Annotated in this window: 24 protein-coding genes and 1 riboswitch; of the genes, 19 read left to right on the top strand and 5 right to left on the bottom strand. The window is 60.1% G+C overall.

What is annotated here, in order from left to right; genetic code table 11:
- Window positions 1-20: 20 nt before the first annotated feature.
- The 5 genes from KI609_RS15080 to KI609_RS15060 all read left to right on the top strand — a co-directional run bounded on the left by KI609_RS15080 (window position 21) and on the right by KI609_RS15060 (window position 4,573).
- Complete coding sequence (locus KI609_RS15080) at window positions 21-1,241, top strand: ABC transporter substrate-binding protein (RefSeq protein WP_226444410.1); 1,221 nt, start codon at window positions 21-23, stop codon at window positions 1,239-1,241.
- Between the two features lie 85 nt (window positions 1,242-1,326).
- Complete coding sequence (locus KI609_RS15075; protein ID WP_226444409.1) at window positions 1,327-2,202, top strand: branched-chain amino acid ABC transporter permease; 876 nt, start codon at window positions 1,327-1,329, stop codon at window positions 2,200-2,202.
- Window positions 2,203-2,214: 12 nt separating this feature from the next.
- Window positions 2,215-3,093, top strand: a complete 879-nt coding sequence (locus KI609_RS15070) for a branched-chain amino acid ABC transporter permease (protein ID WP_226444408.1) — start codon at window positions 2,215-2,217, stop codon at window positions 3,091-3,093.
- Window positions 3,093-3,863, top strand: a complete 771-nt coding sequence (locus tag KI609_RS15065; protein ID WP_226444407.1) for an ABC transporter ATP-binding protein — start codon at window positions 3,093-3,095, stop codon at window positions 3,861-3,863. Before KI609_RS15070 ends, KI609_RS15065 begins: the two co-directional genes overlap by 1 nt.
- Window positions 3,860-4,573 (top strand): ABC transporter ATP-binding protein, encoded by a 714-nt coding sequence (locus KI609_RS15060; RefSeq protein WP_226444406.1) that lies wholly within the window; start codon window positions 3,860-3,862, stop codon window positions 4,571-4,573. Before KI609_RS15065 ends, KI609_RS15060 begins: the two co-directional genes overlap by 4 nt.
- Window positions 4,574-4,709: 136 nt before the next feature.
- Here the strand turns inward: KI609_RS15060 and KI609_RS15055 are convergent, their stop codons facing one another.
- Complete coding sequence (locus KI609_RS15055) at window positions 4,710-5,153, bottom strand: universal stress protein (protein ID WP_226444405.1); 444 nt, start codon at window positions 5,151-5,153, stop codon at window positions 4,710-4,712.
- A gap of 163 nt (window positions 5,154-5,316) precedes the next feature.
- Between KI609_RS15055 and KI609_RS15050 the strand changes: the two genes are divergently transcribed.
- The 9 genes from KI609_RS15050 (at window position 5,317) to KI609_RS15010 (ending at window position 13,367) form a co-directional block, all read left to right on the top strand.
- Window positions 5,317-7,746: a heavy metal translocating P-type ATPase gene (locus KI609_RS15050; RefSeq protein WP_226444404.1), complete on the top strand. Its 2,430-nt coding sequence runs from the start codon at window positions 5,317-5,319 to the stop codon at window positions 7,744-7,746.
- Complete coding sequence (gene ccoS, locus KI609_RS15045) at window positions 7,746-7,883, top strand: cbb3-type cytochrome oxidase assembly protein CcoS (RefSeq protein ID WP_226444403.1); 138 nt, start codon at window positions 7,746-7,748, stop codon at window positions 7,881-7,883. The genes KI609_RS15050 and ccoS overlap by 1 nt, the downstream gene beginning before the upstream one ends.
- 64 nt (window positions 7,884-7,947) lie before the next feature.
- Window positions 7,948-9,387, top strand: a complete 1,440-nt coding sequence (ccoN, locus tag KI609_RS15040) for a cytochrome-c oxidase, cbb3-type subunit I (RefSeq protein WP_226444402.1) — start codon at window positions 7,948-7,950, stop codon at window positions 9,385-9,387.
- Window positions 9,388-9,405: 18 nt separating this feature from the next.
- Window positions 9,406-10,038, top strand: coding sequence for a cytochrome-c oxidase, cbb3-type subunit II (gene ccoO, locus KI609_RS15035; protein ID WP_226444401.1), 633 nt, complete (start codon window positions 9,406-9,408; stop codon window positions 10,036-10,038).
- Between the two features lie 12 nt (window positions 10,039-10,050).
- Entirely contained in the window at window positions 10,051-10,188 is a 138-nt protein-coding gene (locus KI609_RS15030) for a cbb3-type cytochrome oxidase subunit 3 (protein ID WP_226444400.1), read from the top strand.
- A gap of 24 nt (window positions 10,189-10,212) precedes the next feature.
- A complete protein-coding gene (gene ccoP / locus KI609_RS15025) occupies window positions 10,213-11,127 on the top strand; it encodes a cytochrome-c oxidase, cbb3-type subunit III (protein ID WP_226444399.1) in 915 nt (304 codons plus the stop codon).
- Between the two features lie 71 nt (window positions 11,128-11,198).
- Window positions 11,199-12,644: a cytochrome c oxidase accessory protein CcoG gene (gene ccoG / locus KI609_RS15020; RefSeq protein WP_226444398.1), complete on the top strand. Its 1,446-nt coding sequence runs from the start codon at window positions 11,199-11,201 to the stop codon at window positions 12,642-12,644.
- Window positions 12,645-12,728: 84 nt separating this feature from the next.
- Window positions 12,729-13,013, top strand: a complete 285-nt coding sequence (locus KI609_RS15015; protein ID WP_226444397.1) for a FixH family protein — start codon at window positions 12,729-12,731, stop codon at window positions 13,011-13,013.
- A gap of 60 nt (window positions 13,014-13,073) precedes the next feature.
- Window positions 13,074-13,367, top strand: a complete 294-nt coding sequence (locus KI609_RS15010; RefSeq protein ID WP_226450444.1) for a hypothetical protein — start codon at window positions 13,074-13,076, stop codon at window positions 13,365-13,367.
- A 71-nt stretch (window positions 13,368-13,438) separates the two neighbouring features.
- On the opposite strand, the gene fnr is transcribed toward KI609_RS15010, so the two are convergent.
- Entirely contained in the window at window positions 13,439-14,161 is a 723-nt protein-coding gene (fnr, locus tag KI609_RS15005; protein ID WP_226444396.1) for a fumarate/nitrate reduction transcriptional regulator Fnr, read from the bottom strand.
- Between the two features lie 189 nt (window positions 14,162-14,350).
- On the opposite strand from fnr, the gene hemN reads away from it, so the two are divergent.
- The 4 genes from hemN to KI609_RS14985 all read left to right on the top strand — a co-directional run bounded on the left by hemN (window position 14,351) and on the right by KI609_RS14985 (window position 20,455).
- The gene (gene hemN, locus KI609_RS15000) at window positions 14,351-15,733 is read left to right on the top strand and encodes an oxygen-independent coproporphyrinogen III oxidase (RefSeq protein ID WP_226444395.1); all 1,383 of its coding nucleotides are present in this window, start codon (window positions 14,351-14,353) and stop codon (window positions 15,731-15,733) included.
- 5 nt (window positions 15,734-15,738) lie between these two features.
- Window positions 15,739-16,476 (top strand): sulfite exporter TauE/SafE family protein, encoded by a 738-nt coding sequence (locus KI609_RS14995; protein ID WP_226450442.1) that lies wholly within the window; start codon window positions 15,739-15,741, stop codon window positions 16,474-16,476.
- 236 nt (window positions 16,477-16,712) lie between these two features.
- Window positions 16,713-18,014 (top strand): HD-GYP domain-containing protein, encoded by a 1,302-nt coding sequence (locus KI609_RS14990; protein ID WP_226444394.1) that lies wholly within the window; start codon window positions 16,713-16,715, stop codon window positions 18,012-18,014.
- On the top strand, window positions 18,011-20,455 hold the full coding sequence (locus KI609_RS14985) for a bifunctional diguanylate cyclase/phosphodiesterase (RefSeq protein ID WP_226444393.1): 2,445 nt from the start codon (window positions 18,011-18,013) through the stop codon (window positions 20,453-20,455). The genes KI609_RS14990 and KI609_RS14985 overlap by 4 nt, the downstream gene beginning before the upstream one ends.
- A 53-nt stretch (window positions 20,456-20,508) precedes the next feature.
- On the opposite strand, the gene KI609_RS14980 is transcribed toward KI609_RS14985, so the two are convergent.
- The 3 genes from KI609_RS14980 to KI609_RS14970 form a co-directional block, all read right to left on the bottom strand.
- Complete coding sequence (locus KI609_RS14980; protein WP_226444392.1) at window positions 20,509-21,324, bottom strand: sulfite exporter TauE/SafE family protein; 816 nt, start codon at window positions 21,322-21,324, stop codon at window positions 20,509-20,511.
- 423 nt (window positions 21,325-21,747) lie between these two features.
- Window positions 21,748-22,116 (bottom strand): cell division protein ZapA, encoded by a 369-nt coding sequence (locus KI609_RS14975; protein ID WP_226444391.1) that lies wholly within the window; start codon window positions 22,114-22,116, stop codon window positions 21,748-21,750.
- Window positions 22,113-22,337, bottom strand: coding sequence for a DUF904 domain-containing protein (locus tag KI609_RS14970; RefSeq protein ID WP_226444390.1), 225 nt, complete (start codon window positions 22,335-22,337; stop codon window positions 22,113-22,115). Before KI609_RS14970 ends, KI609_RS14975 begins: the two co-directional genes overlap by 4 nt.
- A gap of 36 nt (window positions 22,338-22,373) precedes the next feature.
- Window positions 22,374-22,611, top strand: a riboswitch (cobalamin riboswitch).
- A 90-nt stretch (window positions 22,612-22,701) separates the two neighbouring features.
- On the opposite strand from KI609_RS14970, the gene KI609_RS14965 reads away from it, so the two are divergent.
- Window positions 22,702-24,609, top strand: a complete 1,908-nt coding sequence (locus KI609_RS14965; protein ID WP_226444389.1) for a TonB-dependent receptor domain-containing protein — start codon at window positions 22,702-22,704, stop codon at window positions 24,607-24,609.
- Window positions 24,610-24,701: the final 92 nt, after the last annotated feature.

Here is a 24,701-nt window from a genome sequence, read left to right as displayed (position 1 = left end):
CCCCCCAACCGGAGAACACCATGCAACGTAGAAATTTCGTCAAGCTCGGCGGCGCGGCTGCTGCCCTGCAGTGCCTTCCTTCCATCGGTTTCAGCCAGCAGGGTGACGTGTTTCGCATTGGCTCGCTCACGCCCATCACGGGCGCGGGCAGCCCCTATGGCCCGGGCATGCAGCAGGCCATTCGCCTGGCGGTGGATGAGGTCAATGCCGCTGGCGGTGCCGGTGGCCGCAAGCTCGAACTCTTCACCGAAGACGACCAGACCAAGCCCGACGCGGCCGTGCTGGCCGCCAAGAAGCTGATCGAGGTGAACAAGGTGCAGGCCGTGCTGGGCACTTGGGCCTCGGGCGTGACGTTGGCGGTGATGCCGCTGACCGATGCGGCGGGCTTGATCCAGATGAACGTGTCGGGCGCACCCGCTATCTCTACGCTGGACACCAAGGACCTGGTGTGGCGCTTTCAGGCCACCAATGACCGCTTTGGCGCGGCCTTTGCCGAGATTTGCACCAAGCGCGGCTTCAAGCGGCCGGCCACCATGGCGTTCAACAACGCCTCGGGCCTGGGCAATGTGGAAGGCTTCACCAAAGTGTGGGAAAAGCGTGGTGGCAAGGTGGCAGCGCACGTCACCTACGAACCCAACCGCCCCAGCTACCGCAGCGAGTTGCAAAAAATCCTGGCCGCCAAGCCCGATGTGATCGTGATGGGCTCGTACCTGCCTGACACCACCATCATCCTGCGCGAGTGGTTCCAGTCGGGTGCTGACACCAAGTGGATCATCCCTGGCTGGGCGGCCAACCCCGATCTGGTGAAGGCCCTGGGCGCCGAGGTGTGCGAGGGCATCATCTCGGTAGACACCGTGTCCAACGAAAAGAGCGCTTCGTACGCCCAATTTGATGCCGCCTTTACCAAGGCCACGGGCAAGGCCGCCTCGACCAACATCTACGCCGCCATGGCGTATGACATGGTGATCTCGCTGGCACTGGCCATGGAAGCTGCGGGCCCCAAGGCCACGGTAGAGCAGATCAACGCCAAGATGCGCGATGTGTCCAACGCGCCCGGCACGGCCGTGTTCACTTTTGCCGAAGGCAAGGCCCAACTGGCCAAGAAGGCCAAGGTGAACTACGAAGGCGCATCGAGCAAGCTGGACTTTGACAAGGCGGGCGATGTGACGCCGGACTTTGGCGTGTTCATCATCGAAAAGGGCCAGCTGGTGCGGCGCGACGTGGTGTCCATCACGATGTGACGGGCCAAGCCCGGTGTGCAGGCCCCGGGCTTTTGTTTTTTAGGACTGCGCAGCGCAGATGTGCATGGGATGACGGAATGACGCAATGACCTGGATCGACTTTGTAAACCTGCTGATCAACGGATTGATCGAAGGTCTGGTGGTGGCACTGCCTGCCCTGGCCATGACCCTGGTGATGGGTGTCAACCGCTTTCCCAACGCAGCCACGGGCGACATGCTCACCACCGGCGCCTACGCCGCTGTGGCGGTGCAACTGCTGGGCGGCTGGCCGCTGTGGGCGGCGGCGCTGGGCAGCATGGTAGTCACCGCGCTGGTGTCTGCGGGGTCGTACACGCTGATTTTTCGCAAGCTGGCCGGGCGGCCCATGGTGTCGTCCATGCTCGCGGCCATTGGCCTGGGGTTTTTGCTGCGCAGCCTGATCAGTTTTTTTGCCGGGCATGACCAGCGCACGTTTGACTTGCCCCTGGTGCGCGCCTGGAACTTTGGCGGCATCCGCATCCTGCCCACCGATCTGGCGATTGCCGCCGTGGCTGCTGCGTGCCTAGTGGTGGTGTTTGTGCTGATTTACCGCACCAGCTTTGGCCGCCAGTTGCGCGCCGTGGCAGACAGTGCGGATCTGGCGCGGGCCAGCGGTATCCGCGCCAATGGGCTCATGCTGAGCCTGTGGCTGCTGGTGGGGGCGTTGTCATCGTTGGGTGGCGTGCTGCTGGGCATGAAGGCCGTGGTCAGCCCCGAGATGGGGTGGGAGAGCCTGATCCCCGCGTTTGCGGCCATGGTGCTGGGCGGCATCGGCAGCCCGGTGGGCGCGGTGCTGGGTGCGCTGCTGCTGTGTGTGGTGCAAGAGCTGGCGGTGCCGCTGATGGGGCCGTCGTACAAATTGGTGCTGTCGTTTGTGGTGTTGGCCCTGGTGCTGCTGGTGCGCCCGGCGGGCATCATGGGCCGCGTGCAACTGGTGCGGTAAGGAGTTCGATTCATGATTGCTTACCTCTGTGCCATTGGCATCATCGCGCTTATCTACTGCCTGCTGGCGCTGGGCCTGAACCTGCAGTTCGGCCTGACCCGGCTGGTCAACTTTGGCGTCGTGGCGTTCTTTGCCGTGGGCGCCTACACCTCGGGCCTGTTGGCGCTGCAAGGCGTGCCGCTGGTACTGTGTTTTGTGGCGGCGGCTGTGCTCTCGGGCTTGCTGGCGCTGCCTATTGGCCTGCTGTCGCTGCGCCTGCGGGATGACTACCTGGCCATCGTGACGCTGGGTTTTTCGGAGGCGGTGCGTATTTCCATCCAGCAAGAGAGCTGGCTGACCAAGGGCGTGCAGGGCTTGCCCGGCTTGCCCAAGCTGTTTGCATCGTGGGGCAGTGGCGTGTCGGACATGGCGATTTTTGCCACGCTCCTGGCTGTGGTTGCGGTGGTGGCCTGGGGCACGGTGCGCCTGGCGGCCAGCCCGTTTGGGCGGCTGCTCAAGGCCATTGGCGACGATGAGCCCGCGTTGTCGGCCCTGGGCAAGGACCCTGCCTGGTTCAAGGTGCAGGTGTTCATGCTGGGGGCGGCGCTGGCCGGTGTGGCGGGTGCGTTCTATGCGCACTTCATCACGTTCATCACGCCCGAGCAGTTCATTCCGCTCATTACGTTTTATGTGTGGATGGGCCTGGTGATGGGCGGCTCGGGCACGGTGCGCGGCGCGGTGTTTGGCTCGCTGCTGCTCATGGTGTTTTTGGAGGGCTCGCGCTTTGCCAAAGACTGGGTGCCGGGCGTGTCAGAGGTCGGCATGGCCAGCCTGCGCCTGGCGGCGGTGGGCCTGGCACTGATCCTGGTCACCTTGTACAAGCCCAACGGCCTGTTTGGAGGCAAATCCTAATGACTGCAACAACGATGCTGAAGGTAGAGGCCGTCACGCGGCAGTTTGGGGGCTTCAAGGCGGTGGACGGCGTCTCGCTGCAACTGGGGGCGGGTGAGATTCTGGGCATTGCAGGCACCAACGGTGCGGGCAAGAGCACATTGTTTGCGACCATTGCCGGGCAGCAGCCAGCGGACGCGGGGCAGATCCTGTTTGAAGGGCAGGACATCACCCGCATACCCCCGTACCGCCGCGCGCGGCTGGGGCTGGTGCGCACGTTCCAGATTCCGCGCGAGTTCAAGAGCCTCACGGTGCACGAGAACCTGATGGCCGCTGCCGCCAACCCGCAAGGGGAGCGGCTGGTGAATGCCTTCTTCCAGACGCGCAGCCTGCGCGAGCATGAGGCGCAGCTGTCTGCCAAGGCGGACCGCATCCTGCAGTTTTTGAATCTGGCGCGGGTGCGCGATGTGACGGCGGGGGGCTTGTCTGGCGGGCAGAAGAAGCTGGTGGAGCTGGGCCGGGTGCTGATGCTGGACCCGCGCTGCATCTTGCTGGACGAGCCGTTTGCCGGGGTGAACCCGGTGCTGATTGAAGAGATCTGTGACCGTGTGCGCGAGCTGAACGGGCAGGGCATTGCGTTCATCGTGATCGAGCACCACCTGCAGGCGCTCAAGTCGCTGTCCAACCGCATGATCGTGATGGACCGGGGCTCCATCCTGGCCGAGGGCGACCCGCACACGGTGCTGGACGACCCGCGTGTGCAGGAAGCCTATATGGGAGGGGTGGTATGAGCGGCGCAGACAACTTGCTGCAGATCGCGCAATTGCGCGGCGGGTATTCCGAGGTGGACATCATCCACGGCATTGACCTGACCGTGGCGCCGGGCGAGATCGTGACCATTGCGGGCACCAACGGTGCGGGCAAATCCACGCTGGTGAAGGCGCTGCTGGGCCTGTTGCCACGGGTGGCGGGCACCATCCACCTGGGTGGGCGCGACATCACGGCCTTGTCGGCCGAAGACCGCTTTGACGCAGGGCTGGCCTATGTGCCGCAGGTGGCCAATGTGTTCCCGTCGCTTACCGTGCGCGAGAACCTGCAGGTGGTGCGCGGTGTTGCAAACATCAAGCGTCGCATGGACGAGGTGCTGGCCGACTTTCCGGCGCTGGTGGAACGATTGCCTCAGCCCGCCAGCAACCTCTCGGGCGGCGAGCGCCAGCAGCTCGCCTTTGCCCGCGCCCTCATGCCGTCGCCCCGCATCATGGTGCTGGACGAGCCCACGGCGGCGCTGGCCCCCTCACTGGTGGGCAAGGTGTTCGACATGGTGCAAAAGCTGCCCGCCGCTGGCGTGGCGGTGCTGATGGTGGAGCAGCGCGCACGCCAGGCGCTGCAGATCAGCCAGCAGGGCTACATCCTGGACCAGGGCCGCTGCGTGTTGCAGGGCTCGGCGCAGGGGCTGCTGGCCGATGAGCGCATGGCACAGCTCTACCTGGGCAACCACTGAGCTGCCCGCCATCCCGCTGGAAATGAAAAAACACCGAGAAGGCGTTCAGCCTTTCCGGTGTTTTGCTATTTATTTAATAGCTGCTAACGATTGATGAATAAGCGCTAGAGCCTGTTTTGATGCATATTCATGGTGTTTAGCGCAGCACCAACACAGGGATGTGCGAATGCGTCAGCACATGCTGCGTTTCGCTGCCCAGCAGCAGGCGCTTGATGCCCTTGCGGCCGTGCGATGCCATCACGATCAGGTCGCACTTGTGCTTCTTGGCTGCAGAGATCACGGCCTCGGCCACCAAGTCGGATTTGGCGATGACGGCCTTGACCGCGACTCCCTGTTCCGCACCTTGGGCTTTTATCTTGTCGACCATGGCCTGCGCTGCGTTGCCCCATTGGGCTTCGATGCGTTTCACATCGGTCATGTCGACGGGCATGCCGCCTTCAAAATAGCTCCTGGGATAGCGTGGCACTACCTTGAGGGCGATCACCGTGGCGCCAGAGAGTTCTGCCAGCGACAGACCGTGTTTTACCGCGATGTTCGACAGGGGTGATCCGTCTGTTGCGATCAGGATGCGTTTGTACATATGGGCTCCTCAAAGTTGTGGAACAAGCTTAGGATGAATCATGTTCTGAGGCTTGATGCAGGTCAATGTGCTTGCTATGTGTCAAAGATAGGCTTGAACCATGTCAATTTTTCGACCCGGTGCACCGGTTTCCGATGGGACGCACCCGCCTGAAGATACGGCAATGGAGCCGTCTGTCAAGCCGGTCCATTTGTTGGACGATCCGCAAGAGTGGCTGGCCTTTGGTCGCCCATGCGGGCCGACGGGAAGTCCTCTGGTGCCCGCCGTCGGTGCATCGTCGGTAGACCCCGCTTCCACCCATTGGGAGTCGCAGGTGGTGCTGGAGGGCATGCATTGCGCCGCCTGTGCGCTCACCATTGAAGATGCTTTGCGGACTGTGCCGGGGGTGCTGCAGGCCGATGTGAGCGCTGCCACGCGCCGCGCACGCGTGGTGTGGCGCCCCGACCGCGTGCGCCCTTCGCAGTGGATGGAGGCGGTGCAGAAGGCGGGTTACCGTGCCATGCCCGCCATGGACGCATTTGCGCGCGATCAGCGCCTTCGCGAAAGCCGTCGGGCGCTTTGGCGCTGGCTGGTGGCGGGTTTTTGCATGATGCAGGTGATGATGTATGCGTGGCCAGCCTACGTGGCCCAACCCGGCGATCTCACTGGCGAAATGGAGCAACTGCTGCGTTGGGCGTCCTGGGTCATCACGTTGCCCATGGTTGTTTTTTCATGCGGTCCATTTTTTGCCAGTGCCTTGCGTGACGTCCGCTTGCGCCGGATCAGCATGGATTTGCCCGTGGCGCTGGGTATGGCCATCACTTTTGCGGTCAGCACGGCAGGCACCTTCGATCCCGCAGGTGTTTTTGGCAAAGAGGTGTATTACGACTCTTTGACGATGTTTGTCTTCTTCCTGCTGACCGGCCGGTGGCTTGAGCTGCGCCTTCGGGACCGCACGGCGGGCGCACTGGAGGCCGTGATGAATCGTCTGCCCGACAGCGTGGAGCGGCGCGTGGCCGACGGCAGTTTCATCCGGGTGGCTACACGTCGTCTTGCCGTGGGAGACACCATTCGGGTGTTGCCTGGCGAAGCTTTTCCGGCAGACGGTGTCATCACGGTGGGCAACACGCACGCAGACGAGGCCTTGTTGACCGGCGAGTCCACGCCTGTGGCCCGGCCAGTCGGCAGCACGGTGACCGCAGGGAGCTACAACCTGCAATCTCCCGTGGAGATGCTGGTGCAGGGGATGGGTGGGCAAACGCGTTTTGCACAAATTGTGGCGCTGATGGAAAGTGCCTCTTTGCAAAAGCCCCGGCTTGCCCAGTTGGCAGATCGTATTGCGCGGCCATTTCTTGCCGCTGTGCTGCTGGCAGCCTTTTTGGCGGCAGCGTATTGGTGGCCATCGGACCCGGGACACGCGTTGATGGTTGCGGTAGCGGTGCTGATCGTGACTTGCCCTTGCGCCTTGTCGCTTGCCACTCCCGTGGCCATGTTGACCGCTGCGGGCACTTTGGCGCGCCATGGTGTACTGGTGCGCAATCTTCAGGGGTTGGAGGCCTTGGCCAGCGTAGATACCTTGGTGTTTGACAAAACCGGCACACTGACCCGTGACGGCATGGCGCTAAGAGCCGTCCACACCACAACCAGCTTGTCGGCGAACGACGCGTTGGCGCTGGCTGCGGCGCTGGCCCGGCACTCGATGCACCCTGCATCGCGAGCCCTTGCTACGGCTGCTGAAGAACTGAGCGACGATCGGTGGCGTATCTCCGATCTGACGGAGGACGCCGGGCTGGGCCTGACGGCGACTGTCCACGATGACACCGACCCCCTCGCGTTGCGGCGGGTGTGGCTGGGCTCCCCCCGCCATGCCGGTTTGGCTCCGGACGGCGCTGGTAGTGCTGAGCTGCAAGTGGTGTTGTCCCAGCAAACGCCTGGCAGTGCTGTGACGGAGCTGGCACGATTCGACTTGGCAGAAGACCTGCGCGCCGAAGCCCCTGGGGTGGTCGCGGTGCTACAGCAAGCCGGCGTTGCGGTGAAGATTCTGTCGGGGGATCGCCAGGCCGTGGTGCAGCGCATTGCCGCTCAGACGGGTATTGCTGAATTCAGGGGAGATTGCACGCCCCAGGCCAAGCTGGCGGCGCTTCAGGCGCTGCAGGCCCAGGGGCACCAGGTGGCTATGGTGGGTGATGGACTGAACGACGGCCCGGTGCTTGCCGGTGCGCATGTTTCGTTCGCATTTGGCCGTGCCGTGCCTTTGGCCCAATCCCGCGCCGACTTTGTGGTGCTCGGCGACAGCCTTGCCATGGTGCCGCAGGCGGTGATGCTGGCGCGACGCACTCTGCATGTGGTGCGCCAGAACCTGTGGTGGGCAGCAGGCTACAACGCGTTGTGTGTTCCGTTGGCCGTGGCGGGATGGATGCCTGCCTGGTTGGCGGGCTTGGGCATGGCCTTGAGTTCGTTGCTGGTTGTGCTCAATGCTGCCCGGCTTTCGCGCGAGCTGCCCGGTTTGGCTGGTGGCGCAAGCTGCCCTCCTGAAGCGGTGGTTTCACCTCGTGAAGGCACGAGCGCGCCACTGCCCGGTCGGGTGACCAAGAAAATCCTGGAGCCCATCTGATGGATATTCTTTATCTGCTGATTCCGCTGTCCGTCATTCTGGTTCTTTTGATTCTGGTGGGGCTGTGGTGGGCTGTCTATCACGGCCAGTTTGAGAGTGTGGAGCAGGAGGGGGAGCGCATTCTCCGAGACGATTGACTTGTGTCAATGCTCAGAAGCTCCGCGTACGTGAAACTCGCAAAGCAATATAAAGAGGTGCCCGATGGATTCTCCAAAAACAAGTGTTGCGCATTACAACGATACAGTTGTGCGCCAGTTTTCTATCATGGCCGTGGTATGGGGGGTGGTTGGTATGTTGGTGGGCGTTTTGATCGCCGCCCAGCTCGCCTGGCCTGAACTCAACTTTGGCATTCCCTGGCTCAGTTATGGCCGTCTACGTCCGTTGCATACCAATGCGGTGATTTTTGCGTTTGGCGGCTCCGCACTGTTTGCTACCAGCTATTACGTTGTGCAGCGCACCAGCCAGGCGCGCTTGTTTGGCGGCCCTTTGATTCCATTTACCTTTTGGGGCTGGCAATTGGTCATTCTGGCGGCCGTCGTCAGTTTGCCCCTGGGATACACGTCGGGCAAGGAATATGCCGAACTTGAGTGGCCTATCGATATCTTGATCACCCTGGTCTGGGTGTCTTATGCCATCGTGTTTTTTGGCACGATTGGTGTGCGAAAGGTCAAGCACATCTACGTGGCGAACTGGTTTTTTGGCGCTTTCATCCTGGCGATTGCGTTGCTGCATGTTGTGAACAGTGCTGAAATCCCCGCGGGTTTCATGAAGAGTTATTCCGCTTACGCCGGGGTGCAGGACGCCATGGTGCAGTGGTGGTACGGCCACAATGCCGTCGGCTTCTTCCTCACAGCGGGTTTCCTGGGAATGATGTATTACTTCATTCCTAAACAGGCCGGTCGTCCGGTTTACAGCTATCGCCTGTCCATCGTTCACTTTTGGGCACTGATTTTCACGTACATGTGGGCGGGCCCACACCATCTGCACTACACCGCGCTGCCTGACTGGACGCAATCGGTGGGTATGGTGTTCTCCCTGATCCTGTTGGCTCCTAGCTGGGGCGGCATGATCAACGGCATCATGACGCTGTCGGGTGCATGGCACAAGCTGCGCGACGATCCGATCCTGCGCTTCCTGATCGTGTCGCTGTCGTTCTATGGCATGTCCACTTTTGAAGGTCCGATGATGTCCATCAAGACCGTGAATGCCCTGAGCCACTACACGGATTGGACCATTGGACACGTGCATTCGGGCGCGCTGGGCTGGGTGGGTCTTATCACTATTGGCTCGCTCTATTACCTCGTGCCGCGCTTGTTTGGCAAAGAGAAGATGCATTCCATGAAGGCTATCGAGCTGCACTTCTGGCTGGCAACGATTGGCATCGTGCTGTACATCGCAGCCATGTGGATTGCCGGCGTGATGCAGGGCCTGATGTGGCGCGCTATCAACCCCGACGGCACGCTGACATACACCTTCGTGGAGAGCGTGAAAGCCACTTATCCGTTTTATGTGATTCGTGTGGCTGGCGGGCTGCTGTACCTGAGCGGCATGGTGATCATGGCCTGGAACGTGTGGCTCACCGCCATCTCCGGCCGATCGGTCAAGGTGGCGATTCCCGCCGTGAATGCGGCGCACGCCTGAGACCGAAGGAGCTAATTCATGTCCGACAAAAACACATCTGCTTCGACCGGTTTTTCCCACGAGAAGGTGGAAACCAATAATTTCCTGATGATCGTGCTCATCCTGCTCGTGATCGCCATTGGCGGCATGGTAGAGATCGTGCCGCTGTTCTTTCAGAAGTCCACCACAGAGGCTGTCAAAGGCGTCGAGCCCTACACCGCTTTGCAACTGGCTGGTCGCGACATCTACATCCGCGAGGGCTGCTACAACTGCCACTCGCAGATGATCCGTCCGTTCCGTGCCGAGACCTTGCGTTACGGGCACTACTCGGTGGCCGGTGAGTTTGTGTACGACCACCCCTTCCAGTGGGGGAGCAAGCGCACGGGGCCTGATCTGCAACGTGTTGGCGGCAAGTACAGCGATGAATGGCATCGCATTCACTTGAACAACCCGCGCGACGTGGTGCCTGAGTCCAACATGCCTGCCTATTCATGGCTGGACAAGAACCAGGTAGACCCGGCCGTGATGGCACCCCGCATGAAGGCGCTGCGCACCGTGGGTGTGCCTTACACCGACGAGCAAATCAATGCGGCGGCTGGCGAGGTCAAGGGCAAGTCTGAGCAGGATGCTCTTATTGCCTACCTGCAGATCATGGGCCGCGCGCTCAAGTAAAGGAGATTTGCAATGGATATCACAACCATGCGCATCGTAGCTACGGTGGTATCGATGGTCTGTTTTGTCGGCATCTGGATCTGGGCCTACAGGGGGCGCAACAAATCCCGGTTCGACGAGGCGGCGCAGTTGCCCTTTGAGCAAGATTGACTTTCACCAGAACGAGAACACCCCATGAGTGACTTCACCAGCAATTTCTGGTCGGTCTTTGTGACCACGCTGACCTTGGTCGGTATTTTTTCCTGCGCGCTGCTGCTGTGGATGGCCGGCCGTAAAAAAGTGGCTGCAACCGCCGACAACACCACGGGCCATGTCTGGGACGAAGATCTGGTCGAAATGAACAACCCGCTGCCACGTTGGTGGGTGTGGTTGTTCGTTATCACCATTGTCTTTGCGCTCGGGTATTTGGCCGTATTTCCCGGTCTGGGTAGCTTCACGGGTAAGTTGAACTGGACCCAAAAGGGCGAGTACGAAGCCGAAATGGCCAAGGCCAAAACCGAGTTGGAACCGTTGTACGCACGTTTCACGTCCATGAAGCCGGAAGACGTTGCAGGGGATCCCCAAGCCCATGCCATTGGTGAACGCCTGTTCATGAACAACTGCGCCCAGTGCCATGGTTCGGATGCCCGTGGCAGCAAGGGTTTTCCGAATCTGACGGACGCTGATTGGTTGCATGGCGGCTCTCCCGAAAAAATCCGTGAGACGATTAATAAGGGCCGTATCGGCAACATGCCCCCGATGGCGGCTGCTGTAGGCACGCCGGAGGATGTTCGCAACTTGTCGCACTATGTGCTGAGTCTTTCGGGTAGCCCGCATGATTCCTTGCGTGCCTCGTTGGGCAAGTCAAAGTTCACCGCCTGCGCTGCATGCCATGGCATGGACGGCAAGGGCAACCAAGCCCTTGGTGCCCCTAATCTGACCGATGACATCTGGCTTCACGGTTGGGGCGAGGCAGCCATCACCGCCATGATCAACAACGGTAAAGTCAACCAGATGCCTGCTCAGGAAGAAAAGCTGACGGAAGCGCAGATTGGCGTTCTGGCAGCCTATGTCTGGGGCTTGTCGAACAAGCAAGTCGCCTCACGGTGACAGTTCAGGCGGCGCATTTGCGCCGCCTGGTTATTACAGAGTACGTTTTCCGTTTGTAGAGTAGCGACACCATGAAGACTCCCAGCGAGCCCACTCGCAAGGTCATTCCTATTACGCCAGTCGCGTCTGATGTTTCGTCAGAAGGTGAAATCGTTTCTCTGTTTGAAGCGCAGAAGAAGATTTATCCGCGATCCATCACAGGTCTGTTTGCCCGTTGGCGCTGGGCTATGGTGTTTCTCACGCAGCTCGTTTTCTACGGGTTGCCCTGGTTGGAGTGGGGGCAGCGCCAGATGGTGTTGTTTGACCTCGGGGCGCGGCGGTTTTATATCTTCGGGTTGGTGCTTTACCCGCAAGACTTTATTTATCTGACCGGCTTGCTGATCATTTCAGCAATGTCGCTGTTTTTGTTTACGGCCGTGGCAGGGCGTCTTTGGTGTGGTTTTGCGTGCCCGCAAACCGTCTACACCGAAATGTTCATGTGGATTGAGCACAAAATCGAAGGGGACCGGAGCGCGCGGTTACGACTCGACAAGAGCCCCTGGTCCTTTGAGAAGCTTCGCAAAAAATCGCTGAAGCATATTGTTTGGCTTGTCGTTGCGCTGTGGACCGGGTTCACCTTTGTGGGCTATTTTGTACCGATCCGCGAGCTGGGTCCGGAGCTTCTGGCCTTCAGTGGTGGGTGGCAGGTTTTCTGGGTGCTTTTTTATGGATTTGCCACCTATGGCAATGCCGGCTTCATGCGGGAGCAGGTATGCAAGTACATGTGTCCTTACGCTCGGTTTCAGAGCGCCATGTTTGACAGCGATACATTGATTGTTACTTATGACGTAGAGCGGGGTGAGCGCCGCGGTCCACGCAACAAATCCGTGGATTACAAAGCCAAAGGTCTGGGTGACTGCATTGATTGCACGCTTTGTGTTCAGGTTTGCCCGGTCGGTATCGATATCCGTGATGGATTGCAATATGAATGCATAGGCTGCGGCCTGTGTGTCGACGCTTGTAATACCGTGATGGAAAAAATGCAGTACCCGAAGGGCTTGATCAGGTACTCCACACAAAATGCAGTTGCCAATCGTTGGTCGCAGTCGCAGATATTGCAACGCGTGTTGCGCCCTCGGGTATTGATTTACAGCGCAGCGCTGCTGGTCTTGTGCGTGGGAATGCTTGTGAGTCTGTCGATGCGGACTCCACTGAAGGTGGATGTAGTGCGCGACCGTGCTGCGCTGTCTCGTATCGTGGCAGGTGGCAAACTCGAGAACATTTACCGCCTACAGATCATGAATGCCACCGAGGGAGAGCAACTTTATCGTATCAGTGCCCGTGGTTTGGATGCGCTGGAGGTTGCCTCGGATACCGATGTGACCATCAGTGCTGCGGATTCGCGTTGGGTGGCTGTCAGGTTGCAAATACCGTATGGAGCTGCTGAGCCAGGCTCGCACACGGTGTATTTTGATGTGCAAGCGGTTGGAACTGGTGCCCACGTGACGGAGAAATCTGTTTTCCTCGTGCCACGTTAACCAGCTTGCAAGTCCCCACCACCCACTGGTTTAGCTGCCAGGTGGTGGTGGTGCCCATTGAGATGTTTTGAGGAGTAGATTGCCATGTCGTCAACCCCTGTTGCCGCTGTATCTGGTGCGTTACCTGCTGCACCATGGTGGAAGTTTGGTCACGTATGGCTCGTGATTGCCGGCCCTGCCATTGTGGTCGTGGCGGGTTTCGTCACTCTGTGGCTCGCTATCGCGCGGCCCGATCCGGTCGTGGCGGAGGATTACTATCAACAGGGCATCGAAATCAACAAGACGCTGAAAGCCCCTGAGAAAAGTCTCGCACCTGCCATGAAAGGGCGTAACCATGCCGCGACCCCGGTGCAAGATCAACCCCGCTGAACACAAAACACCGGTCATGCCCCCATGCGGCAGGCCCTATGAAAAAGAGACGGGATGTATATGTGGACGCAACGCTTGATGTGGATTGCATGGCCAGCATTTCTCATGGCAGGGGTGCTGGAGATGCTCGTTTTTGCATTGGTGGATCCGCAGGATCTGCACTGGTTTGGGCAGCCCTTAGCGCTTTCTAGGGAAGGGGTCTATACCCTGGCCTTTTTTATATTCTGGATCATCACAATGGCCAGTGGCGCATTGACGACGCTGCTGTCATTGTCCCCGTTCGAGCTGAACCGCTGTCCTGTGCCTAACGGTGAGCGGCCAGACGACTGTCGCAAGACAAATGCATGTTCCTGATGCACTATTGAAAATACCAGTCATGGGCTGGAGCCCAGCCTACCGGCAGGAATCTCGCTACCCAGACTGGGTCAATGGCATGCCTGTTGGCTATTGACGATGCGTTTGAGCGCCTCGGTATCCAGTATGCGGACGTGCCGCTGTTTGACCTCCACAACGCCTTCTTCCACAAATTTGGAGAACGTCCGGCTGACGGTTTCGAGTTTGAGCCCGAGATAGCTTCCAATTTCTTCACGTGTCATGCGGAGCACGAGTTCAGACTGCGAAAAACCGCGAGCGTGCAGGCGTTGAACCAAATTCAGAAGAAACGCAGCAAGACGTTCTTCCGCACGCATGCTGCCAAGCAGGAGCATCACGCCGTGCTCGCGCACGATTTCGCGGCTCATGATCTTGTGCACATGGTGCTGCAGGGCCGTGACCTCTCGGGACAATTCTTCGATGCGGTCAAAGGGCATTACACAGACCTCGGCGTCTTCGAGTGCAACGGCATCGCAGGTGTGGTGATCATTGACGATGCCGTCGAGACCGATGATCTCGCCAGCCATCTGAAAACCGGTAACTTGGTCGCGGCCATCTTCAGTGGCGACACAGGTCTTGAAGAAACCCGTTCGGATGGCATACAGCGAAGTGAATGTTTCGCCATTGCGAAACAGCGTGCCGCCCCGTTTTATCTTGCGGCGAACAGCAACCACTTCGTCGATGCGCTGGAGCTGCTCTTCATTCAAGCCAACGGGCATGCACAGTTCCCGCAGATTGCAGTTGGAACAGGCGACTTTGATGGTGAGCGGGTTCATAAGCACGTGAACTGGTTGGGGTGTCAAGCGCTATACGAGCGCCGCACGAGATGGCATGGTCTCAACCGCAATGGTACGGGTGACGTGCATCAAATTGTCGCTGTTTGGCACATGCGATCAATTGATGCAGGTCAAGGACGGGCAGCTAAGGGTACGGCACAGTTTGGATGTACGCAAGGATATCTTCTCATGACCGCTGTTTCGCCTGATCTTCTGCGCCGTTTCGACGTGCCAGGGCCCCGCTATACCTCTTATCCGACCGCCGACCGTTTTGTTGAGGCCTTTGGGCAAGATGAATACGTCCTTGCCCTCGAACAACGGCGGTCCGGGACGATGGCGAAAGCGTTGCCTTTGTCCCTGTATGTGCATATTCCGTTCTGCGAGTCGCTGTGTTACTACTGCGCATGCAACAAGATCATCACCAAGCACCATGATCGCGCCGATGTTTATCTGCGATATCTGAGCCGTGAGATTGATCTGCACACTGCACATTGTGGTGGCGGGCAGGTGGTAAGCCAGTTGCACTTGGGTGGTGGCACGCCAACATTCCTGTCCGACGCGGGCCTGCGCGAACTCATGGCCATGCTCAAGCGCAGTTTTGCCTTTGCACCGGGTGGCGAATACTCCATTGAAGTTGATCCGCGCACTGTCAACGCCGAGCGCTTGGCGCTACTGCACGAGCTGGGTTTTAACCGGCTGAGTTTCGGTGTGCAGGATTTTGATGCCGAGGTGCAAAAGGCGGTGCATCGCATACAACCGGCAGAGCAGGTGTTTTCTTTGGTGGAATCAGCGCGTTCGCTGGGCTTCGACTCGGTGAATGTGGATCTGATCTACGGGTTGCCTCGCCAAACCCCAGAGTCTTTTGATCGCACGTTGGCACAGGTCGCACAGTTGCATCCTGACCGTATTGCGCTCTACGCCTATGCCCATCTCCCTGAGCGTTTCAAGCCGCAGCGACGCATCATTTCGGCGGAGCTGCCAACGGCGTCAAGCAAGGTATCGATGTTGTCGCGCTCGTTGGATGCGTTCATGGATGCCGGATACGTGTATGTCGGCATGGACCATTTCGCGCTTCCGACGGATGCGCTGGCTATTGCCAAGCGGCAGGGGCGCTTGCATCGTAATTTTCAGGGTTACAGCACCCAACCAGACTGCGACCTGATTGGACTTGGGGTGTCTGCCATTGGCCGGGTTGGCGCCACTTACAGCCAGAACTCCAAAACGCTGGATGAGTACTACGACTTCCTTGACCAGGGGCGTCTTCCTGTCGTGCGCGGGCTCGCGCTCACGCGGGATGATTTGGTGCGGCGCGCTGCAATCATGGCGTTGATGTGCCAAGGGGAGTTGCTGTTCGAGCCCATGGAGCAGGCGTGGCTCATCGATTTCCGCAAGTACTTTGCCTCAGAGATTTCGCAACTCGAAGGCATGGTGGAGCAAGGTCTGGTCACTGTCGGTTCTGAAGGGATTGAAGTGACCGCGATGGGCTGGTTTTTTGTTCGCGGCATTGCGATGGTGTTTGACCGCTATCTGCAGGTGGACCGCAATCGCGCACGGTTTTCGCGCATCATCTGATGCCTATGCTCACTACGGTTGTCTGGACTGCTTTGCTGATGGGGCTCGCGGGCGGGTCTCATTGCCTTGTCATGTGCTCGGCGCCGTGTGGGGCTTTGGTCGGTAGTGGGAAGAAGGTGACCACATTGACGTCGGGCGGTGCCGCTGCGCCGCAGATCGTGCGCTGGGCGCAGCGCAAGGACCAGGCGCAGCGCTCTGCAGCGTTCCATGTGGGGCGGCTTGCGGGGTATGCCTTTGTCGGCGCGCTGGCGGCACTGGCCATGGACAGTCTGGCCTGGCTCACACAGCAGACCACGGCATTGCGACCCGCGTGGACCTTGATGCATGTAGCCGTCATGGCTTGGGGCTTCATGATGATGGTGCAGTCGCGTCAACCTGCTTGGATCGATCAGGCAGGGCGGTCCATATGGGGGCGAGTGAAACCCTTGGTGGCCGCTCCTGGGGGCGTGTTTGCTGCAGGGCTTCTCTGGGCCTTGATGCCTTGCGGGTTGCTTTATTCCGCTTTGCTGGTCGCCGCTTTGAGTGGCGGTGCGTTGGAAGGCGCATTGACAATGGTGGCATTTGCTGTCGGCAGTAGCGCCTGGCTGGTGGCAGGGCCATGGGCATGGACCCGGTTGAAAAGGCGTCTTGACCTGGCGCGGGTGGAATGGGGAACCAGAATATCGGGGGGCTTGCTGTGTGGCATCGCTGCGTGGGCTCTCTGGATCGACCTGATCTACAAACCATCACTGTGGTGTCGTTGAAGCGCGGCTGAATACGAAGCCATGGCGCGTGGGGGCGAGTGAGGCAGGGGGGCACAACGCAACAGCAGAGGGCTCGAATGCCACTCCCCGATGGGTGTTGTGTTGCGCGTTGTCCAATTCTGGGGTTGTAGTGGTTCTGCGGGTGCTGTGCGCCCATTGGGTAAGCGCGAGGAACGGGTGATAATCTGCGTAACTATTGGTGGCATTGATGTCGCCATGTTTCCCGTTCGCCAGAAGTGAATTCCTCCATCCTCATCGACATCAGCCAGCTACGTATTGGCATGTACATCCAACTCGATGTGGGCTGGATGCGCCATCCATTTCCTGTCAGCAGTTTTCGGGTGGCATCGGCTGAGCAAATCACCATGCTGCGGGAGCTTGGGCTGGCTGAGGTGCGTTACGTCCCCAAAAAGAGTGACCCATCGCTGAAAGAGCTGGTGCCAGCGGCGTGGAGCGTGCCGGAGATGGCCGACTTGGCGACCGAAGGTGCGGATACAACGGCCGCCTCGGCCAACATGGACCCTGAAACGGCGCGTCGACGCGTTTTGCTGGAAACGCAAAATAGTGTCTTGGCTGCTTGCAATTTGCGTTTCTCTGAGGCGACACGGAAGTATCAGTCGCTGGAACGCGTGGTGCCCGAGAGCCCAGACCAGGCGCGTACCTTGGCGGATGCACTGGTGTCCGGCTGTGTGACGGAGCTGCTGGAAAATGGCGACTCCGTCATTCGCCTATTGTCGGAAGGTGTCGGCGAACGCAACGCGCTGCATCCGATCAACGTGATGGTGATCTCATTGCTGTTAGGCCGTTCGTTGGGCATGGCCAGCGATGAATTGCACGATCTCGGTGTCGCGTCGCTGATCCATGACCTTGGCAAGCTGCATATCCCTCCGAACCTTCGGCAGCCGAAACCCGCCATGCCGCCGCTGGAGCGCGCACGCTACGAGACCCATGTGGCTGAATCCGTGGTGCTGGCAAAAAGCATGGGGTTTTCGTCCACAGTCCTCACTGCCATCGCCCGCCACCATGAAATGGCGGATGGCAGTGGGTTTCCTTTGGGATTGGCTGGGCCTGACTTGGGCCGAGCAAGCCAGGTGCTGGCCCTTGTGAATCAATATGACCGAATGTGCAACCCGGCGGTGGGCGTGGATGCCCTGACCCCCCATGAGGCGTTGTCGGTCATTTTTGCTCAACTCAAAGCACGATTTGATGCGGTAGTGCTTGGTGCTTTTATTCGGATGATGGGTGTGTACCCTCCGGGTTCCATCGTCCAGTTGGTCAATGATCGCTTTGCGATTGTCGCTTCGGTCAATTCGTCGCGGCCCTTGCGGCCCAGGGTGATCGTGCATGACGCTCGAATCCCAAAAGACGAAGCACCGATTCTGGATCTTGAAACAATGCCGGAACTCGGAATTCGGCGGAGTTTGAAGCCTGCCCAGTTGCCCCGTGATGCGCTGGATTACCTGTCGCCACGTCAGCGAATTTGTTATTTTTTTGAACGCGCGGTCAGCACCGATCCAGACCAGGCGGGCGATCTGTGATCAAGCGGGAAACTCGCGCCTGGCTGGATGGACTCCAAGAGGCCGTGTGGCTTGTGGATGAAACAAGCCAGGTTGTTGTGCACGCCAATGTGGCGGCAGAGCGCCTTAGCGGTATGTCCACCGCTGCGATCGTCGGTGTGTCCGTCCTCAAGTTGGTCGCAACACCGCAGGATATTGCTTTCTGGTCCGAGCCTGCTGATGTGATTGCGGCGGGTATCCACTCGCATACGAGTTTGTTGCGTGCTGACGGCTCCTTGCTGCCAGTGGACCGGCGCGTTACGCGCGTGGCATGGGGCCCGGAGCCCGCCACTGTTTTCATGTTGACCATGCTGGACAGAAGCTCGCACGAAGCGACCGAACGGGAGCTGGAGAAGCTGCTTTCCGAGTTGCGTGCAACGCTCGACTCCGCGGCTGATGGCATGCTCGTTTGCGACCTTGATCGCCGTGTGCGTGCGTTTAATCACCGGTTGGTTCAGCTGTGGGGTCTTCCGCGCGACCTGCTTGTGGAGCGCGACGATACGGCCATATATGCCTATATGGCGAGCCAGGTTGCCGATGCCGCTTTTTACGGGGATCGCATGGCGGCCATTGAACGCGAGCCCACACAGGAGAGCACGGACATTCTTGTGCTGACCACAGGCGTTGTGCTTGAAATGCGTACCGTCCCGCAGTTCAGTCAGGGACAGCCCGTTGGGCGTGTGTATTCCTATCGCGATATCACGCGGCAGACTGAAACCCAGGCGAGCTTGCGGCTGGCTGCGCGCGTGTTCGAGTCCAGCCTCGATGCTATTTTTATTGCCGACAGCCAGCATCGCCTCATGCGCATGAACCCTGGGTGCGAGCGTCTCGTGGGGCTCACCGCCAAAGTGTTTGAGGGCTGCATGGCAGCGTCGCTGTTTGGCGGTGGGTCGGATGCAGCTTTCATGGAGCAGGTGTCGCAAGGTTGGGCGCGTGAGGGTTTTTGGGAGGGGGAGCTTTGGCTGCCTCGTGACAACGGGGCCTACTGCGCGGTGCAGTTGTCGTGGGTGGCATTGCGCGACGACGAAGGCCGGCTTGTGCAGAGCATCGGCTTCATGCGCGACCTGACCTTGCAGCATGCGGCACAAAAACGCATCGAAGAACTGGCATACAGCGATGTTTTGACCGGATTGCCCAATCGCTTGCTGCTGTCGCAACGCGTGGATACGGCGATTCAGGGCGCACGTCAGAGCGACACGGGCTTTGCGATCCTGTTTCTGGATCTCGATCGCTTCAAGATCATCAATGACTCACTGGGCCATCCGTTTGGTGACCGGGTCTTGCAATTGGTGGCAGAGCGCTTGCAAACCTGTCTGCGCCAAACCGACATGCTATGCAGGTTGGGCGGCGACGAGTTTGTCATCTACCTTCATGGCGGCGATGCCGCCGTGGCGGAGAGTGTGGCTCGGCGCATTCTGGATGACATGCTCAAACCTTTCATGCTCGATGGCATGGGGTTTTCGATCCAGAGCAGTATTGGTATCGCCCTGTACCCGCAAGACGGGGTGACGCTGGACGATCTGATCAAGCAGTCTGATACAGCGATGTACCGAGTCAAGGAGCGCGGACGGGGGAGCTACGGCTTTTACCAGCCGCAGATGAATGCCAACCTGCTCGCCCGGATGCAAATGGAGCACGCGATGCGGCAGGCGCTGGGCCTGCATCGCATGGCAGTGCACTACCAGCCCCAGGTCAATATGGCCACGGGGCGAATCATGGGCGCTGAGGCCCTTCTGCGCTGGAACGACCCTGATTTCGGGGCCGTCTCGCCGGGTGTTTTTATTCCGCTGGCAGAGGAGTCTGGTTACATCGTCACCCTGGGCGCGTGGGTGATGGAGCAGGCGGTGCGTGAGGCCGCGTTGTGGATGCACAGTGGCATGCCGATCATGATTTCGGTGAACGTGTCTGCATTGGAGTTCCGCCAGCCTGATTTTGTCGACCGCATCACCCGGCTGCTGGCGGTGCATCAGCTGCCGCCGACACTGCTGGAGCTGGAGCTCACCGAAACCATCTTGTTGCAAGACGCCCAGGAAATGGAGCAGCGGCTGAGAGTGCTTGCCGACCTCGGAATAGGGCTCGCGATTGATGACTTTGGTACGGGCTATTCCAGTCTCGCGTATCTCAAAAAGCTGCCGATTCACAAACTCAAGATTGACCAGTCGTTTGTAAGAGGGCTCGCCGATGACGATGGTGACCGGGCCATCGTGAGCGCCATCATCAGCATGGGTCGCGCCATGCATGTGGAGGTGGTGGCCGAAGGGGTGGAGACCGAAACCCAACTGGCCGTGTTGCAGCAGATGTTGTGCGAACACTATCAGGGCTTCCTGTGTGCCCCAGGATTGCCTGCCGATCAGTTTCTCGCGTTGCTGCGCAAGCCGCTGCCCCTGGCAGCGCAAGGTGCGCGTAAGCCACTCAACACCTGAGTCCGCGCCAGGCCTCGTTTACCTGGCCGTGAGGCATTTGAACGGTATGTGCTTCAGGCTGCCGTAAGCCCCTTCCAGAGCATATAGGCCGCCAGCCCAAACAACAGCGATGCAAATATCCGCTTAAGTTGTTTGACGGGCAGGGTGTGTGCGGCCCTCGCCCCAAGTGGCGCCGTGAGCACGCTGCATGTGGCGATCACCGCCAGAGCCGGCAGCCAGACATAGCCCAGTGATGCTGCGGGCAACCCGCTCAAACCTTGGCCGCTGATTACGTAGCCTACAACGTTGGCCAATGCAATCGGAAAACCGAGCGCGGCGCTGGTGGCCACCGCATTGTGAATGGGGAGGTTGCACCATGTCATGAACGGCACGCTCACAAAGCCACCGCCAGCGCCAACCAGTCCCGACAAAAAACCGATCACGCCGCCGGCTGTCATTTGGCCTGCGACGCCAGGCATCTGGCGCGTGGGGGCGGGCTTCTTGTCCAGAAACATCTGCGTGGCAGAAAAACTGACGAACAGCGCGAAAAAAACAGCGAGCAAAGAGCCTTTGAGCAGCGCAAAGACGCCCAAACTGGCAACAAAACCACCCAAAACCACCCCCGGGGCCAGGCGCTTGACGATGTCCCAGCGCACCGCGCCACGCAGGTGGTGGGCCCGCACGCTGGAGACGGACGTGAACATGATCGTGGCCATCGATGTGGCGATGGCCATTTTGACCGCCAGATCGGGCGCTACCTTTTGGAGGCCGAGGATGTAGGTCAGAAACGGCACCATTAACATGCCCCCGCCAATACCCAGCAGGCCTGCCAGAAAACCTGTCGCCAGGCCCAGGGCGCCAAGTTCAACAATCAGAAGTGGGTGCAGCATGGCAGCATGAAAGAGCGGAGTGGAAACACACGGAGCTCCCGCCAGTCACGCTGCGCCTGTTCGGGTCGAGGGCAGGCGGGTGACGAAGAATGAGGTGTCTGCGAATGCCACCGGACCCTCATCCTGAACCGGGGGTTCAGGTGGGCGAGGGCAGCCTGGCGTTGGGTTCATCTGACGCGAGATGATCACGCTCACCGGGCGATGTACCAAGCCCGTGCTCAATGAGCATTGGTTCAAGGAAATATAAAGCCCGGCGGCTTCGCAGACACCTTTATTGTAGGCGCGGATGGCCTGCGCTGCCGAGCGTGGCAGCTGTAAAGCCCGTAAAACAATGCACTGTGTGCCGCGGTGGCCCAACGCAGGCAGCCTGCGTCAGCTCTTTTGTGCTGGTGCCTGCCCGGTGGCTGCTCAATGCATTGCTGCTTAAAGCAGCCGGCCGTCTTCGCCGAGCGCCAGGTCCAGGCGCGCCACCAGGGCCTGCAGCTGCTGGCTGTCTGATTCAGGTAGAAAGGTGTCCTGTTGGCGGGGGGGCGGCGTGAATGATGCCGACGCTGGAGTGGGGAGCGCACTGCCTGCGGCAAGGTCGGCGGCTTCGCGGTCCGCGATTTCAAAAGCCAGATTCAAGGCGGCCAGCACCGCAATGCGTTCGCGGGCGCGGACCTTGCCTGCATCGCGGATGCGGATCATTGCCGTGTCTACGCGTTCCACGGCGTCCAGCAGGCGGCTTTCGTGGCCTTCGGGGCAGGTCAGCAGATAGCTTTGCTGCAGGATCTGCACCTCGATCTGTTTCATTCGGACTCTTTCGTGGCTGGGGCAACTGCAGGCAGCCGCTCCAACAAAGCATCCACCCGGGCGCGGGCTGCGCTCAGGCGTGATTTCAGGGAATCGCGCTCCTGCGTGAGGGCGGACACCTGCTCGGCGAGCAATGTGTTGGTGCGCTGCAGTTCTGCGTGGCGCAGCAGCAGGCGTTCAACGCGCTCGGCGATCTGATCGGTGGGGGACGGTGTGACCATACAACCCGCAATTGTAAGGTTGTGCCGTGTAAACGGTCGTAAAATGCGCCCGTTGGTGCTCGCGGTGTGGTTCACATACCGCAGTTCAACGGGAAGCAGGGAGACGCCGCCAGTCATGGCGCGCCGAGCCTGCGCTGCCCCCGCAACGGTCAGCGGACGAATCACGTGATTCCCTCTCCATCTACACGCCACTGAGCGCCTTGAACAAGCGCGTGGGAAGGCTTTGGAGGGCGTTCCGCCAGCCCGGATACCGGCCAACAAGGTGGCTGCGTGCGCTCGTTTTTTGCGGGTGCGTGCGGCCGTTATCGCCCATGCGCCGGCGGGGAAGTCGGCAGGGGTTACTTTTTGCTGACGGTTCTTTTTCATGACTTCCTCATTTACCCACGTGCGCCGTGCTGCTGCGCCTGCGTGTGCGCGCCCTGCGGTGTTGACCCTGGCGTTGGCATGTGCACTGCCCGCCCTGGCGCAGCAGGCTGAGCCCGTTCTGGTGGCGCAAAACCTGCATGCGCCGTCAATGCGCGAAACCGTGGTGACTGCTACGCGCACAGCGCAGCCGCTGTCTGACCTGGTGGCGGACATCTCAGTGGTTGACAGTGAAACCATTGAAAACAGCGGCGCCACCGGCGTGGTGGACATGCTGGCGCGCCTGCCCGGCGTGCAGATCGTGCGCAATGGTGGCGTCGGCAATTCAGCCAACGTCTTCTTGCGCGGCGCTGAAGGCCGTTTCACGGCTGTCTATATCGACGGTGTACGCGTCGACTCGCAATCCACCGGCGGTGCCGTGTGGGAGCAGATTCCGCTGTCGCAGATTGATCGCATCGAAGTTTTGCGCGGCCCCGCGGCTGCGGTGTATGGCTCGGATGCCATTGGCGGCGTGGTTCAGCTGTTCACGCGCAAGGGCGAGGGCGCTTTCGCTCCCTACGTCGGTGTGGGCATTGGCACCCACAACACCCGCAAGATAGAAGCTGGTGTGAGCGGCTCGGCGGGTGTGGACGGGGCCTTTGATTACGCCCTGGGCCTGACCCGTACACAAAGCGACGGCTACGACATCAGAAGCGGTGCTGGCCATAACACCGACAAGGACGATTACACCGCCACCTCTGGCAATGCGCGCGTGGGCTTCAAGGTCAACGCGCAACACCGCATCGATGCCACGCTGCTGGGCCAGACCATGAACTCGGGCTACGACACCTCGCCCGTGCCCGTGGACGACCGCAACAAGAACCGCCTGCGCACGGCAGGCCTGACCTGGGCTGCGCAGTGGACGCAGGCCTACACCATGCGCCTGTCGGTCAACGACACACTCAGCCGCTACGAAACCGAACCTTCGCCCTACCGCACCGAGACGCAGTTGCGCGGCTATCTGTGGCAAAACGAATATCGTCTGGGCGCGCACCTGTTTACGGCTGCGCTGGAGCGCCGTGAGGACACGTTGATCAACCCGGCGCTGGACGAGTGGAGCAAAACCATCGACCGTGACCGGTCGCAGAACGCGCTGGCTTTGGGTTATGGCTACCACGCTGGTGCACACACGTTGCAGATGAACCTGCGCCACGATGACGACAGTGAATTCGGTGGCGAGAACACCGGCAGCGTGGCGTATGGCTATGGCTTTGCGCCGCACTGGCGCGCCACGGCATCGGCAGGCACGGCTTTCCGTGCGCCCACGCTGTATCAGCGCTTCAGTGAGTACGGTGACGCGTCGTTGAAGCCCGAGAGCAGCCGCAACGTCGAGCTGGGTTTGCGCTATGCGCAGGGCTCAAGCACCTTCTCCGCCGTGGCCTACCGCAACCGTGTCTCTAACCTGATCGCCTTTGCCGGCGGCGGCAATTGTGGCGCGGCCTTTGGGTGCTATGTCAACACGGCGCGTGCCGAATACCGCGGCATCACGCTGGCGGGCTCGCACAAGCTGGGCAACGTGCAGGTGCATGGCTCCATGGACTTCCAAAACCCCCGTGATCTCGACACGGACAAGCGGCTGGCGCGCCGGGCCAAGCGCTACGCGACGCTGGGTGCAGACGCGCGGGTGGGCGGCTGGACCCTGGGTGCTGAAGTGCAGGCCTCGGGCCAGCGTTTTGACGACGCCAAGAACACGCGCACCCTGGGCGGGTATGGCCTGTTCAACCTGTACGCCAGCACGCGCGTGGCACGCGATTTCACGCTGCTGGCGCGGGTTGACAACCTGGCGGACAAGTCTTACGAAGTGGCGCGCACCTACGTGCCACCAGGCCGCACGCTGTATGTCGGCCTGAAGTGGGCTCCGAAGCAATGAGCGGCAGCCCCCTCTGTCGCGTTGCGCGCCTGTGGCATGCCAAGCGCCATGGATGACCGAAATACGCCCTGCACGCCATGGCTGAAAGTCTG

It is taken from the genome of Acidovorax radicis, assembly GCF_020510705.1.
Classification (GTDB): Bacteria; Pseudomonadota; Gammaproteobacteria; order Burkholderiales; family Burkholderiaceae_C; genus Acidovorax; species Acidovorax radicis_A.
The sequence above is the reverse complement of the archived record's forward strand: the minus strand, read 5'-3'. Positions and strand labels throughout refer to the sequence as shown.